This window comes from Polaromonas sp., assembly GCF_049790275.1.
Lineage (GTDB): Bacteria > Pseudomonadota > Gammaproteobacteria > Burkholderiales > Burkholderiaceae_C > Polaromonas.
In genome coordinates, this window is the sequence record NZ_JBAQYR010000032.1 from 1 (window position 1) to 10,531 (window position 10,531).

The following is a 10,531-nucleotide window of genomic DNA, read 5'->3' on the forward strand; positions in this document are numbered from 1 at the left end:
CCCTCGGTCAGCGTCAGGCGGCGGGTGCTGCGCTGGAACAGGCGCACGCCCAGGCTGGCTTCGAGCCGCGCGACGTTTTTGCTGACGGCGGCAGGCGTCAGCCCCAGCAGGCGCGCGGCCGCGGAAAAGCTGCCGGACTCGGCGGATTTGACGAATGACTCAATGTGGCTGAGGGGCTGCATGGCCGCCATTTTCAACTCAGGGCTGAAACTAATCCAGCACTTTCATGGCTACCGCGCAGGCAATGAAAAAGGAACACTGGCCTTGTTCCTTCTTTCAACCCTTTGCCATCCGGAGAAAACACCATGTCTACCCCCGCTTCCACCCCTCTTTCCACCACCACCGTGCTGGCCGGAAAAGCCGCCTTTGTGACCGGCGGCTCGCGCGGCATTGGCGCGGCCATCGTGCAGCGCCTGGCGCGCGACGGTGCCGCCGTGGCCTTCACCTATACCAACGCAGAAGGCGCCGCCAGGGCGCTGGCCAAAACCATCGAGGCCGCAGGCGGCCGCGCCCTGGCGCTGCGCGCCGACAGCGCCGATGCCGCGGCATTGACCGCCGCCGTGGACGAAGCCGCCGGCAAACTGGGCCGACTCGACATCCTGGTCAACAACGCTGGTGTGGGGCTGATGGGCCCCTTCGACAGCTTCACGCTCGCCGACCTCGACAAAACCCTGGCGGTGAATGTGCGCGCCGTGTTTGTCGCCACGCAGGCGGCCGCGCGCCACATGGGCCAGGGCGGCGCGTATGGACGCGTCATCACCATCGGCAGCACCAACGCCGAACGCATGCCCTGGGCCGGCGGCGGCGTGTACGCGATGAGCAAGGCAGCTGTTGCCGGCCTGACGCGCGGAATGGCGCGTGACCTGGGTCCGCGCGGCATCACCGTCAACAACGTGCAGCCCGGCCCGGTCAACACCGACCTGAACCCCGCCGACGGCCCCATGGCCAGCAGCATGCACGGGCTGATGGCCGTGGCGCGCCACGCGCACCCGGACGAAATTGCCGGCATGGTGGCCTACCTGGCCGGGCCGGAAGCCGGCATGGTGACGGGGGCCAGCCTGATGATTGATGGCGGCTTCTCGGCCTAAGCAACTTGGGGCGTCAGGCAAATGCTCCTGTTTTGATAGCTTCTTGCGCCCGACAGATAAGGGCTTGAGCCCGATTTGGCTTATGAAACCCGGAGGCTACCACCTGTCGTGCGGAAAGCGCGGCCCTTCACGCAGACGCCTGTGGATGTGTTCATCTGCGCCATGGCCCGGGTGCGGCACCGCACGGGGCTGGCGGTGGTCACCCCGCGGATAAGCGCGGTAGCTGCCGTAGGGGTACACGGCGCCACCATAAATATAGGTGGGCGGCACCACCCCATAAGGCACCGCGGGATAACTTTCATAGACAGGTGCTGCCGGATACACCGCGCAACCAGACAGGGTTGCGGTCGCCAAAAGCAGCAGCGCCGTTTTCATCGTGTTCATCATGTCTCCTGACACTCGCCGGCAGGGCGGCGGGACTCTTCATTCAGCGCGCGCCGGGTATCGCGGGTGTGTCGTACATGTGGCAAGGACGTGTCGCAGGTTACAAGGTGTGCCTGCGCCGCCGTGGTCACAATGAATGTTTTGGCGAAGGACACGGATGAAACGCAAAAGCTTGTTATTGGCATTCGCCGCGTGTTTGGCCCTGGGTGCGGGCCTGCTCGCGACGCCACATGCACACGCCCAGCCAAAGTACACGGTGACGGCAGAGCAGCTGCAGGAAGCGGTGGCGCAGCGCTTCCCGCGGCGTTATGCGATGGGCGAGCTGCTGAACCTGACTCTGCAGGCACCGCGCCTGCGTCTGCTGCCCCAGCAAAACCGCCTGGGCACCGAGATGGTGGTGGACGCAGCCGGCCCGGCACTGGCCAACAGTTCGACTGGCACTTTCGACGTGGACTTTGCGCTGCGCTACGAGGCCAGCGACCAGACAGTGCGTGCGCACCAGCTGCGCTTCAACACACTGCGCCTGGCCGGCCTGCCGCCAGGGCCAGCGGCACTGCTGGAAGCCTACGGCCCGACCCTCGCCAGCCAGACACTGCAGGAAGTGGTGCTGCACAAGCTGGAGCCCAAAGACCTGATGCTGGCCGACGGTCTGGGGCTGGAGCCGGGCAGCATCACCGTCACGCCCAAGGGGCTGGTGATCGGTTTCGTGAACAAGCCGCTGCGCTGAGCAGCGTCAGCTGCGGGGAAAGGCTTGGCTGCCCGGGGATGAAAGCGTCAGGCCTCGGCAATGGCCGCAATGGACACCTTCAGGCCAGGAACACGCGCAGGCAGCTTGGCGCCCTGGCGCGCCGGTGGATTCGAAGGAAACCACTTGAGCCACTCCTCATTCATTCCCCCGAAGTCGTCTTCGTCCGCCAGCACGACGGTAACGCTGACGATCTTGTCCAGGGAGCTGCCCGCTTCTTCAAGAATGGCCTGTATGTTGGTCAGGCACTGCCGGGTTTGCTCCTGAATGGTGGTGCCCTTGAAAGCGCCCGTGGCAGGGTCAGCCGGGCTTGTGCCCGAGACAAAAACCAGGCCCGCGGCCTTGACTGCCTGGCTGTATGAAGGTGGCGGTTTGGCTGCCTTGGGGGTGAATACTATTTGGCGGGTCATCGTGCTTCTTTCGGGTACGGCGGTGAGGAAGAGTCCACATGCGCAGCGTCAGACATGGACCCGGCCCGCGAGGTTTTTGACCGATGCCTCCCACGCGTCGAACTCTTCCGATTCTTGCCACAGCTCTTTCAATTCAGAGTCGTCGGCGAGGATTCTTTCAATGACTTTGTGGGCCTTCTCCGCCAGCGCTTTGTCTGGCACGAGCCTGGTTTTTTCGACCCACCCATCCATCGACTCACTGTAGGCGTTCCTGTCTCCCCAGTGGCCCTGAAGCCTGGCAATCACTTCGATGGCGGCGAGCGCCTCGCAAGCGTCCGGCGACTCAAGATATTCGCCTCCATCTGAAAGCGCCTTGTCCAGCGTTTTCTCCACAAGTGACAGATCACTGCATTCGTCAAGGCCGCAAGCCCAATCGCAGGCATCGTCATTACCCAGTGCATCAATTGCCCAAGCACCCATGGAAAAGCTCCTTCGTGTCTGACTTTGCCGACTTTGATATGCGCCGCATGAAATGTAAGCCATGTTAGTGACGCCAACGCCCCTGGCTGGAAGGGTCACACCGCGTGGCCACCGCCCGCCCCGAACGACTACATGCTAGATCTCCGCATAGATCTCCAGGACGTTGCCGTCAGGGTCCCGGAAGAACAGGGTGCGGTGCCCCCAGGGCTGGTCCGTGGGCCCCGAGATGATGTTGACGTTACGCTCTTTCAGCGTACTTGCACAGGTCAGAACCTCGCCTGGCGCAACACGGAACGCCAGCTGCAGCGACAACACACCCACAGGCGGCGACGGGTCGTCAAACACAGCGCCCCGCTCGGTAAGGGCCAGTGTGTTGGACCCAACCCGGTATTCAATCCATTTCGACCCCAGCTCTTTATGCACGGGAAAGCCGAGCACCGTGCCATAGAACTCGCGCATGGCCGGCATCTGGCGCGCAAAGATCACGGTGTAGTCGAGGCTGCGTATCGGTAACTTGGGATCCATGGGTGAACTCTTTCTGATCTGTGCTTCGGTCGAAGATTGGGCTGAACGGAGAGTCAGGTCTTGCCCGTGGGGAACAGGCCCAGTCGCTGCTCGCAGAGTACGGAGTCACAGTACTCGCGCATTTCGACAATCTTGCCCTCGTCGAAACGGTAGACAAGACAGTACTCGTTGTCGTACTTCTCTCCCTTTCGGGTCGTCATGTCGCCACGAGCCTCCACGATAACGCAGTCTCCATCCGCGAAAAATCGCAGGGGAATGGTTCTGGAGCCCCGCTCGACAAGGCTCTGGACGTAGCGGTAGAGATCACGCAGCACGGACTCTTTCCCTTCGAACGTGCGAGACCAGGAGTACTGCCCAGTCACCCGCATGACGACGTTGTCGGCAAGCGTAGCTACGAAAAGAGCTCCTTTTCCGTCTTCGATCTCGGCAAAGATCTCCTGCATCAATTTTTTGTTTGCTTCGGATGACACGGCATGCTCCCAAGGTTGATTCGCGCAAAACACGTTCGGATGCATATACGCCCATGTCGAAAATCAGCTAGCAGCATAAATGGCCAGCTGAGCAAGGTAACCAAGGCAATAGAGCGCAACGAAGCCGGCCAGCATGAGGAGGCCATACGCGCGGCGTGTACGCCAAAGATAGTACGGCAGGTACGGCAACGCCAGCATGAAGACAAGGAAGCCGTATTCGAACGGTTTCTGGATAGCCGGGAATGCCTTGCTGTCTTCGATGATCCACAGCACGAGCAGCAGCAGGAACACACCCGGCCACACCGCTGCCACTGCGCTTGTTGACTCCACATCTCGCCAGTAGGCGAGCGCTTCATACGCGGCAACCAGAACGGAGCCGGCAACGAGGCCGGCCAGATAGGTTACGGAGAGACGGATCATCACCGCAGGATCTTTTCCGTCGCTTTACCTTTCGCAAGCTCATCAATCAGCTTGTCCAGGTATCGGATCTGTTGCATCAGTGGATCTTCTACTTCTTCCACGCGAACACCACACACAACGCCTTTGATGAGCGAGGCATTTGGGTGGATAGCGGGAGCTTGAGCGAAAAAGGATTCAAAGTCGTTCTGTTGACTGATCTGCTTCTCCAGTCCGACCTGGCTATAGCCGGTCAACCAGCGGATGATCTGGTCAACTTCGTCTTTCGTACGATTCTTTCGTTCCGCTTTCTTCACGTACAGCGGATACACCTTGGAGAACGCAGTTGTAAAAATTTTATGCCTGGTCATCTTTCATTCCTTTGCTTCGACTGTCTACAGCGAAACATAAGCCGCATACACCAGCGCAGCAGAAGCCAGCCCCGACGCCCACGCACCAAGCACGTTGCCCGCAAACACCAGCCTTGCCGACAGCGGCCCACCCGATGACAAACCGCGATGGCCGACGATGGCGGCCAGTGGCAGTGCGAAACAGAAGGCGTACGACGAAACGATGAGCGAGACGGCGATAAACCAGTGCAGGGCCGCACCACCCGCCAGGTGCGACAGCAGCGCGCCGACCGCAAGCATGAGCGTTGCACCCATGGGCAGACTGGCATGGGCCACGCGCCAGGAGTGAACGATGTGCGCGGCGGCCTGGCGTTTGATGGCACCGGCATAGGGGCCGCCGCAAAGCAGGCCGAACAGGAGCACGATAGCGCCGTGGAAGATGAGATGCCGGGCGGGGGTGTTCATGAAAGGCTTCAGCTGATGTCAAAGAAATCAAAGACCGACAAATCAATGTCGGGGAACTGAAGCCATGACAGGTCCAGGTCGAACCACGAAGTGTCGGTGGCGGTGCTGACGGAGGACAACATATCGCCCTTCATGGACAGGTAGTCGCAGCTCTCGCCGATGGATTGGTGGTAACTGTCGAAGTCTTCGTGGGTGTTGAAGGTGGCGTGCGACCAGCAGCCAAAGTCAGGCGAGACGCCCTGCCGGCGGTTGGCGTTCTTGACCTGCTCGACGGTGTAGTAAGGCTTCTTGCCGTAATGCCTGAGCAGGTCGTTGCCCACCAGGCTGACTTGTTTACGGCGATCCGATGGACTGATGGCGCAGGCTGGCATGCAGGCTCTTCCCCTTTTTGTTCCACGTAATGTATCCGGCCCAGGCTGCGCTGGCCTGGACGACCGCTTTCACTGCACCTGCTCAGGCGCATACCGCGCACTGCAGCGCCGCGCGCGCCAGCAGGCGTGTGGAGTCCAGCGTGGGCAGCGGGGAGTTGGCATCGTTGATGATGAGCGGGATCTCGGTGCAGCCGAGGACCACTGCGTCGCAGCCTTCGCTTTTCATTCTTTCAATCACGCGCTGGAAACTGGCCACGGCCTCGGACCTGAAGATGCCGCACACCAGCTCGTCCATGATGATGCGGCCGGTTTCGTCGCGCTCGGCATCCGTGGGGCGCAGGTACTGCAGGCCGCGCGCGCTGAATTTTTCCGGGTACACCTCGCTGTTCACCAGCCAGCGGGTGCCGGTGATGCCGATGCGGCGAAAGCCGCGCCTGACGGCTTCATCAGCCACCACGTCGGCGATGTGCAACCAGCGCAGCGGCGAGCGAGGCGCCACATGGTCGAAGGCCTGGTGGATGGTGTTGTCAGGGCAGACCAGGAAGTCGGCCCCGGCGGCGGCCAGCTTGCGCGCGGAGGCCAGCATGAGCTCGCCCACACCGGCGACATCGCCGCGGTCCAGGCAGGCCACGTAGTCGGCCAGTGAAGGCGTGTGCATGGAAACCTCGGGGTGGGCGTGCGGGCCAAGCAGCTGCGCACCTTCGGCGCAGATGGTGCGGTAACACAGCGCTGCGCCTTCAGCGGAGCAGCCGACGATTCCGATGTGCAGGGGCATGGCGATGGCCACCCTTTGAACGTTGAATCTAGTCCAGCACCAGCGTGGACGAACGCGCAAAGGTATAGGTCAGACCCAGGCCCACACTGCCGCCCAGGGTCTGCTGCACCAGCGGGCTGGCACGGTTGGCGGCACCGGCCACCGTGTCGAGGTGGGCAAAACCGAAGATGCGCAATTGCGGTGTGAGCTCGCGCGACACCCCGGCGCCCAGGCGCCACGCAATCAGCCCGCTTTCAGCCGTGTAGGCGGGGCGGGCGGCCGTGGCATAGGCGGGGGCAACGCCGTAAAAAGTGTCGGCCAGGCGCCGGTTGCCCAGCAGCGCACCCACGCTGGCGTTGTAGCGCCAGCCGCCGCTGCCGCGCCACTCGTGGATCAGCCGGGGTTCGAACGAGATGCCCTTGTGGCTGAGCCTGTCGTCCAGGTCAAACACGCCGCGCAGCGCAAATTCGGCGCGCGTGCTGCTGCCGTCCGGCCCTCTGCCCAGGTGCCACTTGAGGCGCGGCCCGAACTCGACCAGGGTGCCCAGATCCGGCATGCCGCGGCGCGCATCGACCTCATCCGAAGGCGCACCGAAAGCAGCGGCAAGACCGATATCGAACTCGAAGCGCGGTGTGTTGAGGGTGCGGATGCCCAGGCCCTCGCGGTCGGCGCGCAAGAACCTGCCGCGGTAGATCAGATAGGGCAAGGCCAGGCCGCGGCCGACCTGCTGCGAGGCACCGGGGTAGGCCTGCTGCGACATGCCCAGGCCGACCAGGCCGATTTCCCACAGCGGAAGCTGCGCGGTGCCTGCGGTGGATTCTTCAGCCACGCCCTGGATCTGCGCCAGCGCCGCGGGCGATGCGGCCAGCAGCAGCAGGGCGGCCAAGCCGCAACAGGAAGCGTGTTGAACTTTCAAGGTGACCTTCTGCAAGCAAGGACGGACAGATGCCGGAACCCCTGGCTCAGGGCGTTTTCCGCACGACAGACTCAAGCATATCGGCATGCCGATGCATTGGGCAAACGCTTCGCGCGCGCGTTCGGCGGCTTCAGTGATTTCCGCTGCGACGTGTGGCCCTGCTGCCACAAGTAACCTGCGGTTACGTGTTGGTGGAATAGCTGGCCGACGTGGTGCGTCGGGCCAGCCAGGCCTGAAGCTTAAGATCGCGGGCGATGCGCCGTTTACTCTTCATCTGCAGCCGCAACCGGCTGCGCAGCCCCACCGCCGAGCAGCTGTTTGCGCACTGGCCGGGTGTGGAAACGGATTCCGCCGGCCTTGCCCCCGATGCCGAGACGCCGCTGGAGGCTGAGCAGATTCACTGGGCCGATGTGATCTTCGTGATGGAGCGCTCCCATCGCAGCAAGCTGGGCCAGAAGTTCAGGCCGCAGCTCAAGGGAAAGAAATTGATCTGCCTGGACATCCCGGACAACTACGCCTTCATGCAGCCCGAGTTACTCGCTCTGCTGGAGAAAAAAATCGCCCCTTATCTGCGTTGAGCTGCATTGAAGCGCAGCAACCGCCGTAACCTGATGCGTATCGTATTGCTACATTTTCAATAGCTTGTAGCGCCCATGAAATAAGGGCTAACAACCTCTTTTCTTCAAAGCACAGGTTTCCCGCGGCGGCCGCGCTGCGCGGCTGGAACACTAGTGCGCGGCCACGGCAGGCCGGTTGACGCCGGGACCGCTGGCAAGCGTCGGCATGCGCAGGCCTTCATCCACTATCTTCACCGGAAGTTCAGCTGCACAGTTGCCGCGGCCGTCCGACGCGATACAGGACGGAAGCGGCCTCTGCTCGGGAGGAGGCAAGGGTGTCTGCGCCTGCGTCTGTTGATAAGGCGTGCTGGGCGCCGGACCGCCAGCAGGCTTCGCCGTTATCGCCAAACTTCCAGGGGTGTAGCTGATCACGTAGTTGCCATTGGCGGCCAGCAAGCCCTGGTTGATTGCGTACGAGCCAAGCTGTTCCCCCGTAACGCGCTGGAGGTTGCCGCTGAGCACCGAAGCGGCACTGTCTCCCACCGCGAAAGGTCCTGTGCGGTAGGTCAGCAATGGGTCGACGGTGTAAACCTGTTTGACCTGGTTATCGGCAATCACCGACAGCGACGCTGGCGTGATGACACCGCTGTTGTTGGCGACATAGCTGACGCTGTAGTTGTTGCCCCCATTGCCATCGTTCATCACCAGGCCGGCGGCGCTCAGTGTCTTGCCGGTGCCGGCATTTTTATTGTCGAAGGTCTGTGTGGCGGCGCTGCCAACCGTGTCGTACAGCGTGCCGGTGATGACAGGCGCGGCCACCGACGTGGTCGTGCCGTCGTAGACGCGCGTGTCGGCCTGCGCAGTCACCGTCAGCGCGGCGGGCGTGATGCTGGCGGTGGTCGTGGTCTGGCCGGTGATGGCGTAGTTGCCGGCATCGGCGCCACTGTAGCTGCCGGCCAGTGTGACGGTTTTGCCGCTGGCCACGTGTTTGTCGGAAAAAGCCCCCGTGACGGTCACCGAAAGGTCGTCGCCGCCGATCAGGCCGGTGTAAGTCGCGCCGGTGGCGTTGACGATGGCGGCGGCCGTGCCGTCGTAGACCTTGTCGCTGGCCGTGATGCCGCTGACCACCAGCGCTTTGGGCGTGATGCTGGCCGTGGTTGTCCCCTGGCCGGTGATGCTGTAGTTGCCGGCGTCGGCACCGCTGTAGCTGCTGGCGAGCGTGACGGTTTTGCCGTTGGCTGCATTCTTGTCGCCGAAGCTGCCGGTGGCACTGACCGTCAAGGCATCGCCACTCACCAGGCCGGCATAGGTCGCGCCGGTCGTGTTGACGGTCGCGGCGTTCGTGCCGTCGTAAATCTTGTCCGCAGCCGTGATACCGCCGACCGTCAGCGCCTTGGGCGTGATGTTCGCCGTGGTGGAGGCCTGGCCGGTGATGGTGTAGTTGCCGACGTCGGCGCCGCCGTAGCTGCTGGCCAAGGTGACGGTTTTGCCGTTGCCCACGTTCTTGTCGCCAAAGCTGCCGGTGGCGCTGACGGTCAGGGCATCGCCGGTCACCAGGCCCGCGTAACTTGCGCCGGCCGTGTTGACGGTGGCGGCGTTGCTGCCGTCGTAGACCTTGTCGCTGGCCGTGATGCCGCTGATGGTCAGGGCCTTGGGCGTGACGTCGGCCACCAGTCCGACCGGATTGCTGACGCTGTAATTGCCGGCGTCGGCGCCGGACAGCAGGCCGGTCCCGCTCAGGTTCACAGCCTTGGCCGTGCCCACGTTCTTGTCGGCAAAGCTGCCGGTGACGCCGCTCAGGTTGACCGCCACGGTGTCAGCGCCTATCACGCCCGACAGCGCGGCCGCGCCGGTGTTCAGCGCGGCGGTGCTGTTGCCATCGTAGACCTTGTTGCCGGCAGTGACGCCGCTGACCGTCAGCGCCTTGGGTGTGATGCTGGCCGTCAGCCCGGCGGGGCTGCTGACGGTGTAGTTGCCCGCATCGGCGCCGGACAGCAGACCGGCGCCGGTCACGGTCACCGCCTTGGCATTGCCGACGTTTTTGTCGGCGAAGCTGCCGGTGGCACCAGCGAGGTTGATGACTACGTTGTCGCTGGCCAGCACGCCGCTCAGCGCGGCCGCGCCGGTGTTCAGCGTGGCGGTGGCATCGCCGTCGTAGACCTTGTCGTTGGCCGTCACGCCGCTCACGGTAAGCGCCACCGGGGTGATGGTCAGCAGCCCGCCCACGATGTCCAGGCCCTGTTGGTCGGAAAACGCGGTGTAGGTGCCGACGTTGCGGCCACTGGCGGCAGTGCCGGTGCGCGTGCCCGAGGGCGCCACCACGCTGCCGGCCTGCGTCGCCGCGTTGTAAACCGCGCTCACATTGGCCACGTTTTGCACCACCAAAAAGTTGCGCAGCAGCGGGCCGGTCATGCCTTCGTAGATGCGCCAAACGGTGGACGTGCCGCCTGTGGCACCCACGTCCCATCCGGCAAAGGTGGCCTGCTGGCGCATCTGCGCGGTCGTGCGGCCGGTGCCGGCAGCGCTGGCGGCCTGCCCGCTCGTGGCGGTGTCCCAGTAGCTGTTGGTGACCGTGCCGGAGGCCGAGCCGGCCAGCCCGCCCAGGGCGCTGGTGCCGCTGACGGCGCCGGTGGCGTAGGTC

Annotated in this window: 16 protein-coding genes; 3 read left to right on the forward strand and 13 right to left on the reverse strand. The window is 63.5% G+C overall.

Going from position 1 to position 10,531, the window contains the following annotated elements; all coding sequences use genetic code 11:
* A partial coding sequence (locus tag WA904_RS04095) for a LysR family transcriptional regulator (RefSeq protein ID WP_425195849.1) occupies window positions 1-182 on the reverse strand: 182 nt, incomplete at its 3' end.
* Between the two features lie 123 nt (window positions 183-305).
* Between WA904_RS04095 and WA904_RS04100 the strand changes: the two genes are divergently transcribed.
* A complete protein-coding gene (locus WA904_RS04100; RefSeq protein ID WP_425195850.1) occupies window positions 306-1,088 on the forward strand; it encodes an SDR family oxidoreductase in 783 nt (260 codons plus the stop codon).
* A gap of 96 nt (window positions 1,089-1,184) precedes the next feature.
* On the opposite strand, the gene WA904_RS04105 is transcribed toward WA904_RS04100, so the two are convergent.
* A complete protein-coding gene (locus tag WA904_RS04105; protein ID WP_425195851.1) occupies window positions 1,185-1,472 on the reverse strand; it encodes a hypothetical protein in 288 nt (95 codons plus the stop codon).
* Window positions 1,473-1,629: 157 nt separating this feature from the next.
* Between WA904_RS04105 and WA904_RS04110 the strand changes: the two genes are divergently transcribed.
* Window positions 1,630-2,199, forward strand: a complete 570-nt coding sequence (locus WA904_RS04110) for a DUF1439 domain-containing protein (protein ID WP_425195852.1) — start codon at window positions 1,630-1,632, stop codon at window positions 2,197-2,199.
* A gap of 47 nt (window positions 2,200-2,246) precedes the next feature.
* Here the strand turns inward: WA904_RS04110 and WA904_RS04115 are convergent, their stop codons facing one another.
* The 10 genes from WA904_RS04115 to WA904_RS04160 form a co-directional block, all read right to left on the reverse strand.
* Entirely contained in the window at window positions 2,247-2,627 is a 381-nt protein-coding gene (locus WA904_RS04115; RefSeq protein WP_425195853.1) for a RidA family protein, read from the reverse strand.
* Window positions 2,628-2,675: 48 nt separating this feature from the next.
* Window positions 2,676-3,086, reverse strand: a complete 411-nt coding sequence (locus WA904_RS04120; protein WP_425195854.1) for a DUF4259 domain-containing protein — start codon at window positions 3,084-3,086, stop codon at window positions 2,676-2,678.
* A gap of 135 nt (window positions 3,087-3,221) precedes the next feature.
* Window positions 3,222-3,611 (reverse strand): VOC family protein, encoded by a 390-nt coding sequence (locus WA904_RS04125; RefSeq protein WP_425195855.1) that lies wholly within the window; start codon window positions 3,609-3,611, stop codon window positions 3,222-3,224.
* A 53-nt stretch (window positions 3,612-3,664) separates the two neighbouring features.
* Complete coding sequence (locus WA904_RS04130; protein ID WP_425195856.1) at window positions 3,665-4,081, reverse strand: nuclear transport factor 2 family protein; 417 nt, start codon at window positions 4,079-4,081, stop codon at window positions 3,665-3,667.
* 63 nt (window positions 4,082-4,144) lie between these two features.
* Entirely contained in the window at window positions 4,145-4,501 is a 357-nt protein-coding gene (locus tag WA904_RS04135; RefSeq protein ID WP_425195857.1) for a hypothetical protein, read from the reverse strand.
* Window positions 4,501-4,848 (reverse strand): DUF2200 domain-containing protein, encoded by a 348-nt coding sequence (locus tag WA904_RS04140; RefSeq protein WP_425195858.1) that lies wholly within the window; start codon window positions 4,846-4,848, stop codon window positions 4,501-4,503. The genes WA904_RS04135 and WA904_RS04140 overlap by 1 nt, the downstream gene beginning before the upstream one ends.
* A gap of 24 nt (window positions 4,849-4,872) precedes the next feature.
* Window positions 4,873-5,292, reverse strand: coding sequence for a hypothetical protein (locus tag WA904_RS04145; RefSeq protein ID WP_425195859.1), 420 nt, complete (start codon window positions 5,290-5,292; stop codon window positions 4,873-4,875).
* A gap of 8 nt (window positions 5,293-5,300) precedes the next feature.
* The gene (locus WA904_RS04150) at window positions 5,301-5,663 is read right to left on the reverse strand and encodes a DUF6559 family protein (RefSeq protein ID WP_425195860.1); all 363 of its coding nucleotides are present in this window, start codon (window positions 5,661-5,663) and stop codon (window positions 5,301-5,303) included.
* 82 nt (window positions 5,664-5,745) lie between these two features.
* A complete protein-coding gene (locus WA904_RS04155) occupies window positions 5,746-6,438 on the reverse strand; it encodes an aspartate/glutamate racemase family protein (RefSeq protein WP_425195861.1) in 693 nt (230 codons plus the stop codon).
* A gap of 28 nt (window positions 6,439-6,466) precedes the next feature.
* A complete protein-coding gene (locus WA904_RS04160) occupies window positions 6,467-7,333 on the reverse strand; it encodes a MipA/OmpV family protein (protein WP_425195862.1) in 867 nt (288 codons plus the stop codon).
* A gap of 254 nt (window positions 7,334-7,587) precedes the next feature.
* Between WA904_RS04160 and WA904_RS04165 the strand changes: the two genes are divergently transcribed.
* The gene (locus WA904_RS04165) at window positions 7,588-7,911 is read left to right on the forward strand and encodes a low molecular weight protein tyrosine phosphatase family protein (protein WP_425195863.1); all 324 of its coding nucleotides are present in this window, start codon (window positions 7,588-7,590) and stop codon (window positions 7,909-7,911) included.
* A 150-nt stretch (window positions 7,912-8,061) separates the two neighbouring features.
* On the opposite strand, the gene WA904_RS04170 is transcribed toward WA904_RS04165, so the two are convergent.
* Window positions 8,062-10,531, reverse strand: a 2,470-nt coding sequence (locus WA904_RS04170; protein WP_425195864.1) for a beta strand repeat-containing protein, incomplete at its 5' end; no start/stop codon positions are given.